Source organism: Nesterenkonia ebinurensis, from assembly GCF_008711175.1.
Classification (GTDB): Bacteria; Actinomycetota; Actinomycetes; order Actinomycetales; family Micrococcaceae; genus Nesterenkonia; species Nesterenkonia ebinurensis.
In genome coordinates this window covers 260,525-276,765 of record NZ_VWNF01000032.1, presented here as the reverse complement: position 1 = coordinate 276,765, position 16,241 = coordinate 260,525, and the positions used below count along the sequence as shown (strand labels likewise).

The 16,241-nt window shown below is 65.0% G+C and carries 17 protein-coding genes; 11 read left to right on the top strand and 6 right to left on the bottom strand.

Annotated elements, in window-relative coordinates:
- Positions 1 to 41 precede the first annotated feature (41 nt).
- Both F0311_RS10710 and F0311_RS10705 read left to right on the top strand, forming a co-directional pair.
- The gene (locus F0311_RS10710) at positions 42 to 1,562 is read left to right on the top strand and encodes an MFS transporter (protein ID WP_150461921.1); all 1,521 of its coding nucleotides are present in this window, start codon (positions 42 to 44) and stop codon (positions 1,560 to 1,562) included.
- 67 nt (positions 1,563 to 1,629) lie between these two features.
- Entirely contained in the window at positions 1,630 to 2,787 is a 1,158-nt protein-coding gene (locus F0311_RS10705; RefSeq protein WP_150461920.1) for an App1 family protein, read from the top strand.
- Between the two features lie 130 nt (positions 2,788 to 2,917).
- Here the strand turns inward: F0311_RS10705 and F0311_RS10700 are convergent, their stop codons facing one another.
- The 3 genes from F0311_RS10700 to F0311_RS10690 all read right to left on the bottom strand — a co-directional run bounded on the left by F0311_RS10700 (position 2,918) and on the right by F0311_RS10690 (position 5,281).
- Positions 2,918 to 4,084 (bottom strand): glycosyltransferase family 4 protein, encoded by a 1,167-nt coding sequence (locus F0311_RS10700; RefSeq protein WP_396897434.1) that lies wholly within the window; start codon positions 4,082 to 4,084, stop codon positions 2,918 to 2,920.
- Between the two features lie 418 nt (positions 4,085 to 4,502).
- The gene (locus F0311_RS10695; RefSeq protein ID WP_150461918.1) at positions 4,503 to 4,835 is read right to left on the bottom strand and encodes a transcriptional regulator; all 333 of its coding nucleotides are present in this window, start codon (positions 4,833 to 4,835) and stop codon (positions 4,503 to 4,505) included.
- Positions 4,832 to 5,281 (bottom strand): hypothetical protein, encoded by a 450-nt coding sequence (locus F0311_RS10690; protein ID WP_150461917.1) that lies wholly within the window; start codon positions 5,279 to 5,281, stop codon positions 4,832 to 4,834. The genes F0311_RS10695 and F0311_RS10690 overlap by 4 nt, the downstream gene beginning before the upstream one ends.
- A 171-nt stretch (positions 5,282 to 5,452) precedes the next feature.
- Here F0311_RS10690 and F0311_RS10685 point away from each other — a divergent pair, with 171 nt between their 5' ends.
- Complete coding sequence (locus tag F0311_RS10685) at positions 5,453 to 6,745, top strand: cell division protein PerM (protein ID WP_150461916.1); 1,293 nt, start codon at positions 5,453 to 5,455, stop codon at positions 6,743 to 6,745.
- A gap of 12 nt (positions 6,746 to 6,757) precedes the next feature.
- Here F0311_RS10685 and F0311_RS10680 read toward each other — a convergent pair whose 3' ends face one another.
- Positions 6,758 to 7,429, bottom strand: coding sequence for a histidine phosphatase family protein (locus F0311_RS10680; RefSeq protein ID WP_150461915.1), 672 nt, complete (start codon positions 7,427 to 7,429; stop codon positions 6,758 to 6,760).
- A gap of 90 nt (positions 7,430 to 7,519) precedes the next feature.
- Here F0311_RS10680 and F0311_RS10675 point away from each other — a divergent pair, with 90 nt between their 5' ends.
- A complete protein-coding gene (locus F0311_RS10675) occupies positions 7,520 to 8,377 on the top strand; it encodes a hypothetical protein (RefSeq protein ID WP_150461914.1) in 858 nt (285 codons plus the stop codon).
- Here the strand turns inward: F0311_RS10675 and purN are convergent.
- The gene (gene purN, locus F0311_RS10670; RefSeq protein ID WP_150461913.1) at positions 8,367 to 8,972 is read right to left on the bottom strand and encodes a phosphoribosylglycinamide formyltransferase; all 606 of its coding nucleotides are present in this window, start codon (positions 8,970 to 8,972) and stop codon (positions 8,367 to 8,369) included. The two genes, F0311_RS10675 and purN, sit on opposite strands and share 11 nt — an antisense overlap.
- Positions 8,973 to 9,001: 29 nt before the next feature.
- Between purN and F0311_RS10665 the strand changes: the two genes are divergently transcribed.
- The 7 genes from F0311_RS10665 (at position 9,002) to F0311_RS10635 (ending at position 14,797) form a co-directional block, all read left to right on the top strand.
- Complete coding sequence (locus tag F0311_RS10665; RefSeq protein WP_150461912.1) at positions 9,002 to 9,478, top strand: hypothetical protein; 477 nt, start codon at positions 9,002 to 9,004, stop codon at positions 9,476 to 9,478.
- Positions 9,479 to 9,528: 50 nt separating this feature from the next.
- A complete protein-coding gene (locus F0311_RS10660) occupies positions 9,529 to 10,221 on the top strand; it encodes a TlpA family protein disulfide reductase (protein ID WP_150462030.1) in 693 nt (230 codons plus the stop codon).
- Positions 10,221 to 10,982, top strand: coding sequence for a cytochrome c biogenesis CcdA family protein (locus F0311_RS10655; protein WP_150461911.1), 762 nt, complete (start codon positions 10,221 to 10,223; stop codon positions 10,980 to 10,982). Before F0311_RS10660 ends, F0311_RS10655 begins: the two co-directional genes overlap by 1 nt.
- The gene (gene resB / locus F0311_RS10650; RefSeq protein ID WP_317982610.1) at positions 10,979 to 12,745 is read left to right on the top strand and encodes a cytochrome c biogenesis protein ResB; all 1,767 of its coding nucleotides are present in this window, start codon (positions 10,979 to 10,981) and stop codon (positions 12,743 to 12,745) included. Before F0311_RS10655 ends, resB begins: the two co-directional genes overlap by 4 nt.
- Entirely contained in the window at positions 12,745 to 13,932 is a 1,188-nt protein-coding gene (gene ccsB / locus F0311_RS10645) for a c-type cytochrome biogenesis protein CcsB (protein ID WP_150461910.1), read from the top strand. The genes resB and ccsB overlap by 1 nt, the downstream gene beginning before the upstream one ends.
- A 10-nt stretch (positions 13,933 to 13,942) precedes the next feature.
- Positions 13,943 to 14,275: a DUF4229 domain-containing protein gene (locus F0311_RS10640; protein WP_150461909.1), complete on the top strand. Its 333-nt coding sequence runs from the start codon at positions 13,943 to 13,945 to the stop codon at positions 14,273 to 14,275.
- 93 nt (positions 14,276 to 14,368) lie between these two features.
- Entirely contained in the window at positions 14,369 to 14,797 is a 429-nt protein-coding gene (locus tag F0311_RS10635) for a PLDc N-terminal domain-containing protein (protein ID WP_150461908.1), read from the top strand.
- A 371-nt stretch (positions 14,798 to 15,168) separates the two neighbouring features.
- Here the strand turns inward: F0311_RS10635 and F0311_RS10630 are convergent, their stop codons facing one another.
- On the bottom strand, positions 15,169 to 16,164 hold the full coding sequence (locus F0311_RS10630; protein WP_150461907.1) for a 1,4-dihydroxy-2-naphthoate polyprenyltransferase: 996 nt from the start codon (positions 16,162 to 16,164) through the stop codon (positions 15,169 to 15,171).
- Between the last annotated feature and the right edge of the window lie 77 nt (positions 16,165 to 16,241).

The following is a 16,241-nucleotide window of genomic DNA, read 5'->3' as shown; positions in this document are numbered from 1 at the left end:
AGGTTGAGGTTCTACTGACCGAGGCGTAAACTAGTTCGCAAATGCAACTAAAATCCTCGGGCTCTCAGGACACCAGCGCGGAGCCGGAGCCCTCCCTGAACCCGGCTCCGGCAGCTACTGCGCAGCCTGAGTCCCCTCGGGTGGCCTCAGCCACCGGCGCGGAGCTGGCTTGGGCCATCACCGGAATCCTGGTGGTCTTCTTCGCCGCGATGCTCTCGATGAACATCGTGATCACTGCCCTGCCGGTGATCGTCTCCGAGCTCGGCGGCACCCAGATCCAGTACGCATGGGTGCTCACCGGCCTGCTGCTGGCCAATGCTTCCTCCACCCTGGTCTGGGGCAAGCTCGCCGACATGTACTCCAAGAAGACGCTCTTCCAGCTGGCCAACGGCATCTTCCTGCTCTCCTCCGTGGCCGCGGGGTTTGCCCCTACTATGGACTTCCTCATCGCTGCCCGGGTGGTCCAGGGCATCGGCATGGGTGGGCTGATTTCCCTGGCCATGGCGATTATGGCCTCCATCGTCGCGCCCCGCGAACGCGGCAAGTACGCCGGCTACATCGGGGCGGTGCTGGCCGTGGCCACCGCCGCCGGGCCACTGATCGGCGGACTCACCGTGGACACCCTCGGCTGGCGCTGGTGCTTCTGGGTGGGCATCCCGCTGTGTCTGCTGGCCCTGGTGGTGGTGCACTGGAAGCTTCGCGTCCCCCAGATAGCCTCCCCCGGCAAGATCGACATCCCCGGACTGCTGCTGCTGGTCACCGGCTGCAGCGCTCTGTTGATCTGGCTCTCCTTCGCCGGGACACCTGAGTTCTTTGCCTGGGTCTCCTGGCCTTCGGTGCTGCTGTTTACCGGTGCGGCGGTGACTATCACCGTATTCGTGCTGGTGGAGCGTCGGATGGCCAATCCCATCGTGCAGCTGGGCATGCTGCGCGACCGGACCACCGTACTGGCTGCGATCTCATCGGCGGCCATCGCTCCGGCACTGTTCTCCTGCATGCTGTTCCTGGCCCAGTATTTCCAGATCGGCCGTGGATTCTCACCCACTGAGGCGGGGCTGATGTTGGTACCCATGGTGCTGGGCAATATGCTCGGTGCGCTGACCACCGGGCGGCTGATCACCCGATACGGCTACTGGAAAGTCTATATTGTCTCCGGTTCGCTAGTGATGAGCGCCTCGATGTTCACCCTGGCCTTCATCCTCGGTCCGGACACCCCGGTCTGGCTGATCATCGCCGCCCTGGCGGTCACCGGCCTGGGCTTCGGCGCCCAGATGCAGAACCTGATGCTGGTGGTGCAAAACACTGTGCCGGTGACCCGGGTCGGCCAGGCATCAAGTCTCATCGCCTTCTGCCGCATCCTCGGCGGGGCCGCCGGCACTGCCATCCTCGGTTCGGTGATGGCCGTCGCCGTGGGCACCGCCTCTGTCACACCAACCAACGGCACCAACCCGATCTACGCCGAGGCCACCGGCACCCTGTTCCTGATCGCCGCGGTCATCACCACCATCGCTGTGCTCTGCAATCTGCTCATCAAGGAAGTCCCGCTGCGCACCACGGTGTGAGCACAGATCACGACGCCGCGGCGTCGTCGTCTTCTGCCCCGTGGCATCTTCATTAGGATGGGCAGTGATGAGCACCCAGCAGCCTCAGTCCACTGAGGTCTCCCAAGATCTCGCCGCCCTGCGGACGCACTATTCCAACCGCGCGCGCAACCGTGCCATGAAGATCGAGGATCGCTGGCACCAGCTGCGGCTGAACCTGGCGCGCAAACGCGGTCAGGACGTCACCGTGCTCTCCCTGGCCGGTTACGGCTCGCCACGCTGGGTGCGGCTCTTCTCCCGGATTGTGATGGCCCCGGACTCTCAGTTCGAAGGCGGCCGGAGGGTGGCCAAAGTGATTGCTGACGGGGTGCGCGGCTGGCGCAACTTCGTCTCCGCTCCGGTGCCCTTCGCCGAGGTCACCGCGCAGGTGGCAGGCCACCAGTTCAATATCGCTGCCGACCGCGGGGGCATTGTCGATGCGGTCATCGAACTGCCCGCCGGAGCTGAGCTGGAGCCCGGATGGCAGGAGATTATCCTGGAGGCCCCGGGTGCGGAGCCCACCGCCGCCGAAGTGCAGATCATCAGCGACGAGGTGACTGACGGGATCGTCTGCGATATTGACGACACCGTGGTGGTCACCAAGCTGCCGCGCCCCTTCCTGGCGGCGTGGAACTCTTTTGTACTCGATGAGCACGCCCGCACCCCCACCCCCGGGATGGCAGTGATGATGGAGCGACTGCTCCAGGCCTCACCCGGCTCTCCGGTGATCTACGTGTCCACCGGAGCCTGGAATGTGGCACAGACGCTGACCCGGTTCCTGACCCGGAACCTCTATCCCTTCGGCCCGCTGCTGCTGACCGACTGGGGGCCCACCGAGGACCGCTGGTTCCGCTCCGGGCAGCGCCATAAGGTGGAGCAGCTGGCCCGGCTGGCCGAGGAATTCCCGCAGATCAAATGGATCCTAATCGGCGACGACGGCCAGCACGATCCCAGCATCTATGCCGACTTTGCCCGAAAGCACCCGGATTCAGTCAAAGCCGTGATCATCCGGGAGCTGACCTACTCGGAGGCGGTGCTGGCCGGTGGTCGTGCCGAGCAGCCCGACGGCGAGGAACTGCTGAAAGTCACCGAGACGGGGGAGCACCCTCCCGGCATCCAGGAGGTGGGTCAGTACCGGATTCCATGGATCTACGGGCCCGACGGGAAGGACATCTCCCAGACCCTCACCGAGTATGACCTGCTCTGAGCTTGTCCCACCTTCCGCGGCCCACCCGCTTCCGCTGAGTGCATGATTTGAGCAACGTTTTGGGGCAGAATCAGCCGAAACAACTGCACAAATCATGCACTCGAGGGTACGGCGGCCCGGTGGCGGCTTTCTACGGGGGGAGCAGGGTCCCTAACCAGCCGGAGGAGATGAACTGCTTGGCGCGGCGGGACTGCAGCCGCGCGTTGACATCAATGGCTCGGGCGTAGTGGCCGATCAGCTGGTTGCAGATCGCCTCCCAGGTGCGGCCTTGGACTTCCTGGTGAGCTTGGGTGGAGAAGTCCGCTCGGGCGGCGTCGTCGGTGATCAAATGCTCTACTGCCGCACGCATCCCCTCCAGGTCGCCGGGAGAGTAGAGCCACCCAGTGCGGCCCGGGTCTACCAGGTCCAGAGGCCCGCCGCGGGCCACCGCCACTACCGGCACCGCAGCGGCAAAAGCCTCCTGGATGGTCTGACAGAAGGTCTCGGCCTCACCGGGGTGGACGAACACATCCAGGCTTGCCACATGGGTCCCCAGGTCCTCCCCGGACTGGAATCCGGCGAAGTACGCGTTAGGCAGCTTCTTCCGCAGCGGCTTCTCCTCCGGTCCGGTGCCGATGATCACCAGCTGGGTGCCGGGCATTGAGTCCAGTACGGCCAGGTCCTCGATCTGCTTCTCAGCGGCCAGCCGGCCCACAAAACCGATCAGCTTCTCACCATTGGGCGCGATCGTCGCGCGCAGCTCCCCGGAGCGCTTCGCCGGGGTGAACCGCTCCAGGTCCACGCCGCGCCGCCAGGTCTTCAGCCGCTGGATGCCGCGCTCGCGCAGCTGGGTCTTGCAGAAGGAGCTGGGCACCAGGGTCAGGGTAGAGGTGTTGTGCATCCGCTGCACGTGGTTCCACAGCAGCTCCTCGGCCCAGGGCAGCCTATAGCGGGCCGCGTAGGTGGGGACCTCGGTCTGGTAGATGGAGACGGTGGGCAGGCCCAGGGCCTCGGCGGCCTGGATGGCACGCCAGCCCAGTACGAAGGGGCTGGCCACGTGTACCGCATCGGGCTGCAGCTGCTCAAAGAGGTGCCGGATTCGCATCACGAACCCGGCGGCCACTCGCACTTTGGGGTAATCGGGAAGCGGCAGCGAGGGCACCCGGATCACCGGGAAGCCGCTGCACAGCTCGGGCTGGTCGGGCAGCTGCTCAGCCAGGGGGTTTGAGTCGAGAAAAGAGTCGGAGGGAGCGATGACTGTCACCTGGTCCCCGCGCCGGCGGAGATGGGACAGCACCTGCAGAACGGAGTTAGTCACTCCGTTCACATGCGGCAGGAAAGACTCAGCAACTACTACAACCCTCACGCCCCTTACAGTGGGCGATTCAAGTATCCGGACCCCCACGAATAGGTGCGTGTCGGGTAAACACTTTCTGAACGTTTATGGATGTGATGGTCGGAGCTGGAGCTGGAGCTGGAGCTGGAGCTGGAGCAAAGCCTGGGTGAGGTGCTCCGCTCACAACTGGGCTGCGGCGGAGAAGGGCTCTCCCCCCCTGCCTCGTCGTCCCTCCTCTATGTCTTTAGACGCGAAGGCCGCGGCCACCGCACACGGCCCAGAGCCGAGCGGGTTTCCCAGCCGCCGGGACCAGGCAGCGCAGGCTCATCTGCTTTCTCGCAGCGGTGCGTGAGCAGCCACGCACAGTGCCCGGTGTCACCCAGACACGCAACAGGGGTGCTCAGTGCGGTGTTGTGGTTCGGGCCTCAGGAGCAAGTGCGGTCAATGCCTGGAGTGCTGTGACATGTGTCCGGTATGCTCGGCGGCCCTGATCCGTCAGGCGCACCCTCACCCGGCTCCTGCCCCCGCGCTTGGTCCGGCGCTGTTCGAGATACCCGGCCTCAGCCAAAGCCGCCAGCTGTTTGCTCAATGCGGAGTCTGAGACCTCCAGCAGATCGCGGAGCTCACCGAACCCTTCCTCGGTGACCGGATCCAGAAGTGCGCAGATGCGCAGCCGGGACACAGGATGGATCACGGGATTCAGCGGCGGAAGAGGTGGCTGCTCGGAGTTCATACTGATGATGCTCCGCGCACCCACGCTCTGTCCATCACGGGGCCGGCCCAGTTCACGAACCCGAAGATCAGCACCGCGCTGAGAGCCGGCGCCCACCACCAGTCCAGGCCTGTATAGGCGTAGCGGCTGCCCATCACCAAGACCGCGATGCCCAGCACCAGCACTAGAAACACTGGGATGGCCCGGAAGTTGAACCGTGTCTTACGGGAGGCGCTCGGTTGCTTCCAGGACGCAGCCAGGACCAGCACAAGTGCTACGGCGATGATCACTGCAGCACTGAGGTAGAAGGGCCACTCATCCATATAGGGAAGCAGACTGAGGAGTGCCATCATTCCGCTGAGCATCACCCAGTAGCGCCGCGGGCGGATAAGTCGGCGTTGATTGTGCTCTCGCATCTTGGCCACTGCTTCCAGGGACTCCTGCGCCTGAGTTCCATGAGTTTCCATGACGGAAAGTCTATCTGTGGTTTTCCCACATGGAAAGTAATCATTTCCCGGGGACTTGACCGTGAGGCATTACGGTAATAGTCAGTTTCGGCTCTCACTCTCAGCACCTGAGTCCCATATCTTCTGTGCCGTTGCCTGGCCGAGAGCCATGTGGATGGCACCATGGAACCGATGCGCAGACTTCCCACCCCACCGCTGTGGCTTTTCGGCCTGTTCGAGGCGGTGCAAGCAGTACTGGCCACAGCGCTGCTGGTGGCGGTGCCGGTTCTGGGTTCTTCCCTTGCCCGGAACTGGCGGGACTTCGACCCGCAGTCTTCAGCTGAGTTCGCCTCTCAGGTGTGGCTGGTGGTGCATGCCGCCCCGCTGAATTTTGCTGAGAACGGCGACTCAAACTGGTTCCACCTAGTGCCTCTGGGCTTCACCCTGGTGCCGTTCCTGCTGGCCTGGCGGGCTGGGCGGCGGCTGGCTCAAGGCGCCTACCCCACCCAACTCTGGCAGGGCCTGCTGGCCTTCACTCTCGGATACGCCGCGGCCGGAGTCGGTGTGGCCCGCTACGGGATCGGGGACCCCGGGACCCTAGTGTGGGCCGGAGTGGCACCCGGTCTGTTGGTGGGTATTGGCTCTTTGGCCGGATGCTATGCCGAGGCCCGCAGCGCCACCCGGATGATCGGAGTGGACCTGGAGGCAGCGGTCGAGGGACTCTCCGAACGGCTGAAGTGGGCCTTCGCCTACTTGTGGGCTGTGCTGCGCGGCGGGGCTGTGGCGGCTGTGGCCGCAGTGGGACTCTCAGCAGTGCTGATGGTCGGATGGCTCGGCTGGCGCTGGATGGATGTGGCCAACTCCTACCAGGAGCTTGATGCCGGGATCACCGGTGGGGCCGGTCTGACTCTATTGCACCTTGGCCTGGCCCCGAACCTGCTGCTGTGGGCTCTGGCCTATTCCACCGGTGCCGGCTTCAGCATGGGCACTGGCTCCCCAGTCTCTCCGTTGGAGACCGAGCTGGTCGCGGTCCCTGCTGTGCCGGTGCTCGCCGCTCTGCCGGACCAGGTCTACGAGTACTCACTGCTGGCTCTAGCGCTGCCGGTACTGGCCGGGGTGATCGCTGGCTGGTGGCTGATGCGCGAAGGCGAGAACCACTTTGACGACTGGTGCCAGCTGAAGCTCAAGCTCAGGCCAGTCTCAGTAACCGTCTCCACCGTGACGCTCGGTGTGCTCACCGGGACAGTAGCTGCCGCCCTGATGATCGGCCCGCTGTGGCTCTCCCATATCTCGCTCGGTGTGGGCGCAATGAACGATATCGGCCCACATGCCGGCATCACCGCCATGCTGCTGGGCGGCTGGGTGGCACTGGGCACCGTGCTTGGCTACTCACTCACCGCCGCGGCAAAGCAGGCAACTCCACGTCGTCGCACTCAGGAGGACGACGACGCCGAGGAAGAGTCCTTCTCCGCCGCCCAACAGTGAGCGCACCCCTGCCTATGCCCCAGGCAGGGCGAGCGCCTGTTTGCTCAGCTCCTTATTCGGCTCGATGTAGCTGACCGACTCCACCCCGGCGGACCCGATGTGCAGCGAGGTCACCGAGGTCAGGGTGCATTCGCGTTGCCGGGGATCATGCCAGAGTGGGCGCTGCTCGGCCCAGAGCCGGGTGACCCAGATGGGCAGCTGGTGGGAGACGATCACCACCTCGGCACCTGCGCCGTATTCGGCCAGTGCCTGGTCGGAGAGGTCTTTGACCGCCTGCAGCACGCGCTCCACCTGCTGCTTATACGGTTCCCCCCAGGAGGGCCGGAACGGATTGACCAGCAGTGGCCAGTACTTCGGGGTACGCAGATGCCGTTTGACGTTGGAGAGCCCCTCAAAGGCGTTTTCAGCCTCCAGCACCCGGTCTTCGGTGATCACCGGCAGGCCCAGCCGCTCGGCCAGCGGGGCGATGGTCTCCTGAGCCCGCTGCAGCGGGGAAGCGGCCAGTATATGCACCGGTCGGCCGGCCTCAGCCCGGTCGCCGAAGTAGTCGGCGATGCCCTGGGCCATTTTCCGGCCCAGCTCGGAGAGCCCGTAGCCGGCCAGCCGCCCGTAGAGCACCTTGTGCGGGTTGTGGACCTCGCCGTGCCGGACCAGATGAACTGTCGCTGTCGCTGTATCAGCCATGGGCACAAGTCTTGCAGTTTCTGCACAAGTTTTCAGAACGACGGATATTCAGCACGCGGTGACTCCACACAGCGCAGTACAGTTGGTGTCATGAGTTCTTCCCCGTACGACGGCGCCTCCTCACCTGAAAACCAGCAGGAGCGCCCACAGCCGCGCTACGGCGCCTACGCCCCTAAGTCTGAGCAGACAGCCGATGAGAATCCTGGCGCCTCAGACTCCGGTGCTCCCTACAACCCCTATGGAGAGCCCACCTGGGGGCAGCCGGGCGGCACCGCGGCCTCGTCGAACCCCTATGGTGAACCACCGAAGGAAGGTCACGGGCAACGCTCTGAGGCTGACTCCGTCGACGGTTCGCCCCCCCAGGGCCACCAGGCCCTGCCGGAGCGGCCCAAGCGGCCGGGCACGCTCTGGGCAGCGCTCATCCTGCTGCTGGGTGCCGCAGTGACCTCACTGACCTGGGGCATCTATGTATTGGCCACCCTGCCCATGCAGACCGTCAATGAGGCTTTCGGCGGGGGCGCTTTTGCAGAGACCTTCCAGGACGAGCTGGAGCGTCAGGCCGCCGAGGACCCGGAGCTGCAAGATCTCACCTCCCAGCAGTTGGAGGAGACCCTGCTGTTCGGCATCGGACTCTTCGCTCTGGGCTGGGCAGCATTCCTGTTCGCGGTCTACATCACCCTGGCCTTCGTGGGGTCCATGGCCGGAAACCCCGGGCGGATCATCGCCACTATCTGGTGCGGGCTCAGCCCGGCGTTCCTGCTGCTGGGCCACAACGGGGCCAGCTACGGGATCATCGCCGCTACCATCGCCTGCAGCGCAGCGGCTGTGGTGATGATGTGGCTGCCAGCCTCATCGGAATACATCCGGCACCGCCGGTGGGAGAAGGAAGTCCGGCGCTCGGCCTACTACGGCGGCGGCCACCCCGGCGCCCAGCCGCCTACCCGCTGAGTGCCACGGTCCCGGCGCCGATGCCAGCCAGCGTCTCCACCAGCAGTCGGCGCTCCTGAACCTTGATGCGCTCGTGAAGTGAGCTGACGTCGTCGTCGGCTCTGACCTCCACTGCCGCCTGGGCCAGGATCGGGCCGGTATCCACCCCCGGATCCACCTGGTGCACCGTGCAGCCGGTGACCTTGACCCCGTGGGCCAGAGCATCGCGCACTCCATGATTTCCCGGGAAGCTGGGCAGCAGCGAGGGGTGATGGTTGATCACCGGGACACCGACCGCGGTGAGGAACTCCGCTGAGAGGATCCGGTTGAACCCAGAGATCAGCAGCAGGTCAGGGCGATGCGTGCGGGCCGCCGCAGCCAGCTGCAGGTTCCAGGCGGCCCGCCGGTTCGGCGTCGCACCGCGTTCCAGCGGCACCGCAAAGGTCAGGATCCCCACCTTCTGTGCCCGCTGGATCCCGCCGCAGTCCGGTACGTTGGAGCCCACCGCTGCGATCTCTACGCTCCAGCCGTCGCCGGCCAGCTCTCCGGCGGCCTCAGCATTGATGATCGCCTGAAGATTCGTCCCCGAACCGGAGACCAGCACCACTAATCGCATAAGCATCAGCCTATAAGCTGGTAGGCGTCATGAGTGCCACTCCGCCCCCGGGCCAGCCCACCACCCCGCCGGTGCCGCGCCCGGACAAGACCGCAAAGGATCGCAAGGACCGTCCCAAGTTCGATGATGAGACCCGGCGGTTCTACTCCCGGTTCATCGGATGGCTGATCCTGGCACTGATCATCGGCTATGCGGGTCTGCAGATGCCCCTGCCCTGGCGCCTGGTGACCATCGCCGCTTCCTTGGCCGGCCTGGCGGGTGCGGTGGTGCTGCTGGTGCATGCGATCCGCAAGAAGCTGGTGATGAGCACCACCGTAGCCTCAGTGATCTTCATCGTCTGCTTCGGGTTCTTTCTCTTCTCCGCCAGCTTCCAAGCCGTATTCTGGGAGGCCAGCGTACAGTTTGACCAGTGCCTGCGCAGCGCGGTCACCGAGCGTTCCACCCAGGCCTGCTACGACGAATACGAACAGAACATGTTCGACTCCATCCCCGGTATCGGCGGCTGATCCCACGCAGCTTTTCTACCGGTCGTAGAAAACTGTAGAATTGTGCGGTGATGCGTTCTGCTCACCCGCCCCGACGTCGTCCTCGCTCCGTTAGCGCTCCTGAATCTCCTCAGGAGCCGCAGCGCAAGCGCTGGTCTCCGCTCGGCTCAATCGGGCGCCCGCTGCGTACAGCAGCTGCGGCGGCGCTGATCTCTGCCCTGGCACTGACCGGCTGCGGCTCCAGCGGCAATGACGATCTGGCCCAGCGCGCCTCCAATGACGGCACCAACTACGTCGCCGGTGACGGTTCGGTCCAAGAGTTCGCCCCGGACAGCCGTGGCGAATCCGTGGCTTTCGAGTCTGAGACCTTTCAGGGCGAGTCGGTCACCCCGGAGACCTTTCAGGGCGAGGTCACCGTGATCAACTTCTGGTACGCCGCCTGCGCCCCCTGCCGGGTGGAGGCCCCCGACCTGCAGGCCATCCACGAGGAGTTCGAGCCGGACGGGGTGCAGTTCTACGGGGTCAACACCCGCGACACCCAGGCCACTGCGGAGGCCTTCGAGCGCACCTTCGGCATCACCTACCCCTCCATGGAAGACCGCAGCGGCACCGTGCTGATGTCCATGACCGGCTATGTGCACCCCTCCGCGGTGCCCACCACCCTGGTGCTGGACCGCCAAGGTCGGGTCTCGGCAAGCATCAGCGGCATCGTGGAACCGGGCACGCTGCGCGCCCTGATCAGCACCGCGCTCGAAGAGGCCTGATGGGGAACAACCCCTTCGCGGAGATTGCCGCCGACGGCTCCCTGCTGCTGGCCGCACCGGTGGCCCTGCTGGCCGGACTGGTCTCCTTCCTTTCCCCCTGCGTTCTTCCGCTGGTGCCCGGCTACCTCGGCTACGTGACCGGGCTGTCCGGGGCAGAGCTGGCCGACCGCGCCCGCTCCCGCATGGTGCTGGGCGCCACCCTGTTCGTGCTCGGGTTTTCCGTGGTGTTCCTGCTCATCGGCGCGGTGTTCGTCCAGGCCACTGCCTGGCTGCGCTTCGAAGGCGGCTGGGTCACCCAGGTACTCGGCGGAGTGGTCATCCTGATGGGACTGATCTTCATGGGCGCCTTCAGCTTCTTCCAGCAGGAGGCCAAAATCCACCGCCGCCCGCCCGACGGTCTGCTGGGTGCCCCGCTGCTGGGCGCCACCTTCGGCATCGGCTGGGCGCCCTGCATGGGCCCCACCCTGGCTGCAGTGCTCGCCATGGTGCTGGGCAATCCCTCCGGAGCCGAGCACGCTCGCGGCGCCCTACTGGTATTCGTCTACTGCCTCGGACTCGGGGTGCCGTTCATCCTGATCAGCCTCGGGCTGCAGCGCGGCATGCGGGCCCTGGACTTCTTCAAGCGGCACAAGCTCACCGTGATGCGCGCCGGCGGTGCCATGCTCATCCTGATCGGGGTGCTGATGGTCACTGGTATCTGGAACACCTGGGTGTGGGCGCTGCAGGACTGGTTCCAATCCGAGATCGTGATGCCCATATGAGCCGCAGAAACAACGACGCCGCCCCCGTTCCTGTGCAGCCCTCGGCGCACCGGGATAATGCACGTGAGGATGCGCTCAACGAAGGCATGGTCAGCAGCGGCTCAGCCGGGATCCGGAAACAGGATGTCACTGCACCTGCACTGGGCTTGACCGGGATGCTGCGCTGGGCCTGGACCCAGCTGACCTCCATGCGCACCGCGCTGATGCTTCTGCTGCTGCTGGCCGTTGCGGCGGTGCCCGGCTCGGTCTTCCCACAGCGGGTCCAGGACGCCTTCGCTGTCTCCACCTATATCGAGGAGCGCCCCACCCTGGGGCCGATCCTGGACTTCTTCCAGTTCTTCGACGTCTACTCCTCGGTGTGGTTCTCCGCGATCTACCTGCTGCTGTTCATCTCGCTGATCGGCTGCATCATCCCCCGGTCCCGCAAGCACTACCAGCAGATAACCTCGGCGCCCCCGCGCACCCCGCAGCGGCTGGAACGGCTGCCCGAATACGGCGCGCTGGAGCTGGAGGCTGAGGGACCCGACCCGGCAACTGCACTCGCCGATGCCGAGAAAGTGCTGCGGCGTCGTCGCTATAGGACAGAGATCCGCCCCGGTAAGGGAGCGAACGGGGACCCGGAAAGTTCGGGGGATTCTTCGGGAGGTGAGCGAACCGGGTCGGTCGGTGCTGAGAAGGGTTACCTCAAGGAGATCGGAAATATCCTCTTCCACGTCTCTCTGGTGGGCGTGCTGGTCTTCGTGGCGGCAGGTGAGATGTTCAGCTATCGCGGGCAGAAGGTGCTTGTCGAGGACGAAGGCTTCGTCAACGCCCTGGTCGCCTATGACAACTTCTACCCCGGCACCTGGTTCAGCGAGGACGATCTGGAGCCCTTCTCCGTCCAGCTGGACAGCTTTGAGCGTGCCTTCGACCGGCAGCTCATCGACGGTGAGCCGAACCCGCACTATGGGCAGGCCCTGGACTTCACCGCCCATGTCACCGTCCAGGAGGGCCCGGATGCCGAGCTGGAGCAGACCGAGCTGAAGGTCAACAGCCCGCTGAATCTGGGCGGGGCCAATGTCTACCTGCCCGGCAACGGCTACGCCCCGGTGGTCACCGTGCGCGACGGGGAGGGGGAAGTGGCCTTCTCCGGGCCGGTGATCACCCGCCCCGACGATTCGGTCTACACCTCGATGATGGTGATCAAGGCGCCTGACGCCCACCCCGAGCAGCTGGGCTTCGTGGGCCTGTTCCTGCCCACCGCCCATGACACCGGCGACGGTATGGCCGTCTCCGTGGACCCGGAGCTGCATAATCCCGAACTGCACCTGAACTCCTACTACGGGGATCTCGGCCTGGACGACGGCATCCCGCAGAACGTCTACGTGCTGGACACTGATAACCTCACCGAGCTGAACTCACGGGACTCCGAGCACGGCGGAATCGTGCTGGCCCCGGGGGAAACCCATGAGCTGCCCGACGGCCTGGGCTCCATCGAGTTCGAAGGAGTACAGGACTATATCGCCCTGGACATCACCTACAACCCCGGCACCACCTGGATCCTGGTCTTCGCGCTGACCGCCACCGCCGGGCTGATGGCCAGCCTCTTTCTACGCCGCCGCCGCGCCTGGGTGACCGTGGAGCAGAATGAGCACGGGCGTACACTGGTGAAATACGGGCTGCTGGCCCGCGGCGAGGACTTCCGGTTGCGTGATGAGAACATTGCCCTGCGCACCCAGTTTGAGAAGATCTGGCCGGTCCGACCCCCTGAGGAGAATCCCTGATGAGCCCATTGCTCTCCCCAGCCCCCACAAGCGCGCAGCTGCCACCGATCAACGTGGAACTGGCGGAGTACTCCGAGCTGTTTATGCTGATCAGCGCGTCCATCTACACTTTGGCGTTCATCCTGTTCACTGTAGACACCGCCCGCAGCTCCGCAACGATCAAACGGGTGGAGGCTGAACTGTCTGCCGAGCAGCAGGCAGAGCGCTCCCGCCAACTGGTGGGGGCAGGCGGCGGTGCTGTCGACGCAGAGGCCCCTGTGGCGTTCGCGCCTTCGGCGCTCGAACCCTCAATCGCCTCGGAAGACTCGGAGCAAGCTCCGGTCCCCTCTCGGCTCAATCGGGCGCCGTCTCTTCCTGATTCGGAGCTGGTCGATGACGATCTGGCCTATGTGGGTACTCGCCGGCCGCTGGCTAATGTGGCCGTAGCGTTGACCGCGGTGGCTGCCGCAGCACACGCCTTCGCGGTGGTTTCCCGCGGGATCGCAGCCTCCCGTTGGCCGATGGGGAATATGTTTGAGTTCCTCACCGCCGCCGCCCTGGTGGTCGCAGTGGTCTACCTAGCTGTTCTCATCCGGCGCGACCTGCGGTTCCTTGGCATCTTTGTGATCGGGCTGGTGGTGACCATGATGGTCGCCGCTACCATCGGGTTCCCCACCCCTATCGGCCACGTGCAGCCGGCCCTGCAGAGCCCTTGGATCGCCATTCATGTCACCCTCGCGGTGCTGGCCATGGCCCTGTTCACCCTGACGTTTGCGATGAACATCCTGCAGCTGGTCCAATCCCGCCGCGAACATGCCCTGGCTACCGCGCCCAAGGGCGGGTTCGAACGCGGACTGGCCAAGGCCCAGTTCATGCGGCTGGTGCCCAGCGCCTTCTCTCTGGAGTCCTGGGTTTACCGGATCAACGCGGTGGGCTTCGTGTTCTGGACCTTAGGCCCGCTGATCACCGGCGCCATCTGGGCCAACGAATCCTGGGGCCGCTACTGGGGCTGGGACCCCAAAGAGGTCTGGACCTTTGTGATCTGGGTGGTCTACGCCGGCTATCTGCACGCCCGTGCCACCCGAGGCTGGACTGGAAACCGGGCGGCCTGGCTGTCCATCATCGGCTTCATCTGCATCATCATCAACTACACGGTGGTCAACATCTGGTTCCCCGGCATGCACTCCTACGCAGGACTGCCTGAGTAGAGGTTCTCTGATGGCATTCCTGCGCTACACCGTGCTGCGCCTGGGGATCTTCGCCCTGGGATTCTTCGCCGCCTATACCGCAGTTCCCTTTGATCTGCTGCCGCGGATGCTGGTGGCCCTGGCGGTAGGGTTCATCATCTCCGGGGCGGTGGGCTACCTGTTCTTCAACACCTGGCGGCTGGCTGCTGCTGAGCAGCTGGCCGGGTGGTTCGGGCGGCGTCGTCGCTCCTCGGCTGAGACTACTGACAACGCCGCTGAGGATGAGCTGGCCGAGGCCTTCCACGAGGAAGTGGACGCCCAGCAGCGGGCGATTCGGCAGGAGCTGCGCCGTGACGAGCGTTGAGCCAGTGCTCTGAGCCTGCGGGTTGAGTCCTGACCGCTCAGCGCGGAGCGGAACCGTGGGCGCCATCCCCTCTAAGTCCACTACCCTGGAGACATGGTTCGGGTTTTCATGGGTCTGGGCGTCATTGCCCTCGGTCTGCTGATCTACTGTGCGGTGGACTGCATCATCACGCCTAAGCACAAGGTCCGGGTGCTGCCGAAGATCGCCTGGTTCTTCATCATCCTGCTGCTGCCTTTGCTGGGTGCTGGGCTGTGGCTGGGCTTCGGCAAGGCTCGCGGCGGTGGCGATGGTGGCGATGGGCGCCCGCGCAAGGGCCCGGTTGCCCCAGATGATGATCCCGAGTTCCTGCGCACTATTGAGTTTGAGCGCCGTCGTGCTGAGCGCCGTGAGGAGGAGGCTCGCAAACGCGCCGAAGAGGAGCGCAAGAAGCGGGCAGCCGAGCAGCGCCGCAAACAGAAGAACGACGACGACGCCGCGGCCGGCCGGGACGCTGAACCGCCGGAAGATCCCACCGCCGCCTGAGCGAGTCGTAGTGATGGCCAGCGCAGCTGGTCACGCCAGAGAACCAGCTGGGTTCCCTGACCTGGCCCGGCCGAGGTCCAGCAAACGCACTCACCTGTGACCGTGCGCGCGGAACCAATGAGGTCGGGGAGTCCGTTCCCGCCGCGGGAACTAAGGCGTGTCTGACAAACCTCTCACCTCGTTCGTTCGCTTCCCGCACCACCACTAGGTGGAGCGGGTCCCGGCTCTCTCAACTTGCGCGGTGCTGGACGGGCACCTGGACTGCGCCTCACTCGGTCAAAAATGCCTCTGGCATTTCCTGCCTCGCTCAGCTTGCCAGACACATCGTGCAGCACCTGCTCGCTACGGCGTCGGTTTATCAGATACGCTAGTCAGCTCAACAGCAGGGCCGCTGAGTAACTGACTGCGAAAGCCAGGCCCAGGGTTCCGGTCTGCTGGAGCACGGGGATCAGTGCCGGACCGCGAGTCAGCTGCGGTCTCCGGACCATAGTGGTGATGGGCCTGATGCACAGCGGCCAGGACAGCAGCACCAGCAGGAACCACGGGCTCTGCGGGCCCTGCAGGGTCAGAGCCAGCGGAATGGCCATGGCCACCCCGATCATGATCGCGTATCCCCACCGTGCGCGGGTCTGACCAAGACGGACAGCCAGGGTCATCTTCCCTGCCTCCCGGTCGGTGGGGATGTCCCGCACATTATTGGCCATCAGCAGGGCTGAGGCGATCAGCCCGTGTGAGATGGCACCGATGCTGGCGGTAAGTAGGGGAAAGTGACCGCCGCCGCCATGGAGCTCGCTGGCCGCAGCCACGGCGAAGGCGGTCCCAAGGGTGGCTACCAGGCCGAAGAACACGAATACCATCACTTCGCCCAGTCCCAGGTATCCGTAGGGATTCTTCCCGCCGGTGTACCACCAGGCGGCCAGCACACAGACCACCCCTACCGGCAGCAGCCACCATGCTTGGATCATCACCACGATGCCCAGCCCGGCCAGACAGGCGATGCCGAAGCTGATGAACGCGGCCCGTTTGACCTGATGGGGCTGGGCGGCACCTGAGGCGGTCAGCCTCATCGGGCCCACCCGAACATCGTCTGTGCCGCGTACCCCGTCGGAATAGTCGTTGGCGTAGTTGACGCCGATCTGCAGAGCCAGTGCGACTACTAGGGCCAGCATCGCAGCGCCGATCTGGGGCAGGACTACGCCGCTGGAGCCGGGGCTGTAGGTCAGATCAGCCAGTGGAGCATAGGCGTACCAGTCGCCGCTTCCCGAGGAGTGGCCCAGGGCAGCAGCCATTCCGATCAGTACCGGGCAGACCGCCATCGGCAGAGTCCGTGGCCGGGTACCGGCCACCCATTCACTCAGCGATGCCATCGGCTCCCCTTTCCGAGCCGGAGCTCATTCGGTGGTCCCTTAGGACCACATATTGAGCCCTTTTCGGCGCTTTTTGT

Coding starts and splice junctions, on each gene's coding strand:
- F0311_RS10680 (WP_150461915.1), bottom strand. CDS start 7,429: ATGGCTGATACAGCGACAGCGACAGTTCATCTGGTCCGGCACGGCGAG.
- F0311_RS10660 (WP_150462030.1), top strand. CDS start 9,529: ATGCGTTCTGCTCACCCGCCCCGACGTCGTCCTCGCTCCGTTAGCGCT.
- F0311_RS10630 (WP_150461907.1), bottom strand. CDS start 16,164: ATGGCATCGCTGAGTGAATGGGTGGCCGGTACCCGGCCACGGACTCTG.
- F0311_RS10640 (WP_150461909.1), top strand. CDS start 13,943: ATGGCATTCCTGCGCTACACCGTGCTGCGCCTGGGGATCTTCGCCCTG.
- F0311_RS10675 (WP_150461914.1), top strand. CDS start 7,520: ATGAGTTCTTCCCCGTACGACGGCGCCTCCTCACCTGAAAACCAGCAG.
- F0311_RS10665 (WP_150461912.1), top strand. CDS start 9,002: ATGAGTGCCACTCCGCCCCCGGGCCAGCCCACCACCCCGCCGGTGCCG.
- F0311_RS10685 (WP_150461916.1), top strand. CDS start 5,453: ATGCGCAGACTTCCCACCCCACCGCTGTGGCTTTTCGGCCTGTTCGAG.
- F0311_RS10710 (WP_150461921.1), top strand. CDS start 42: ATGCAACTAAAATCCTCGGGCTCTCAGGACACCAGCGCGGAGCCGGAG.
- F0311_RS10690 (WP_150461917.1), bottom strand. CDS start 5,281: ATGGAAACTCATGGAACTCAGGCGCAGGAGTCCCTGGAAGCAGTGGCC.
- ccsB (WP_150461910.1), top strand. CDS start 12,745: ATGAGCCCATTGCTCTCCCCAGCCCCCACAAGCGCGCAGCTGCCACCG.
- F0311_RS10695 (WP_150461918.1), bottom strand. CDS start 4,835: ATGAACTCCGAGCAGCCACCTCTTCCGCCGCTGAATCCCGTGATCCAT.
- F0311_RS10655 (WP_150461911.1), top strand. CDS start 10,221: ATGGGGAACAACCCCTTCGCGGAGATTGCCGCCGACGGCTCCCTGCTG.
- F0311_RS10635 (WP_150461908.1), top strand. CDS start 14,369: ATGGTTCGGGTTTTCATGGGTCTGGGCGTCATTGCCCTCGGTCTGCTG.
- F0311_RS10705 (WP_150461920.1), top strand. CDS start 1,630: ATGAGCACCCAGCAGCCTCAGTCCACTGAGGTCTCCCAAGATCTCGCC.
- purN (WP_150461913.1), bottom strand. CDS start 8,972: ATGCGATTAGTGGTGCTGGTCTCCGGTTCGGGGACGAATCTTCAGGCG.
- resB (WP_317982610.1), top strand. CDS start 10,979: ATGAGCCGCAGAAACAACGACGCCGCCCCCGTTCCTGTGCAGCCCTCG.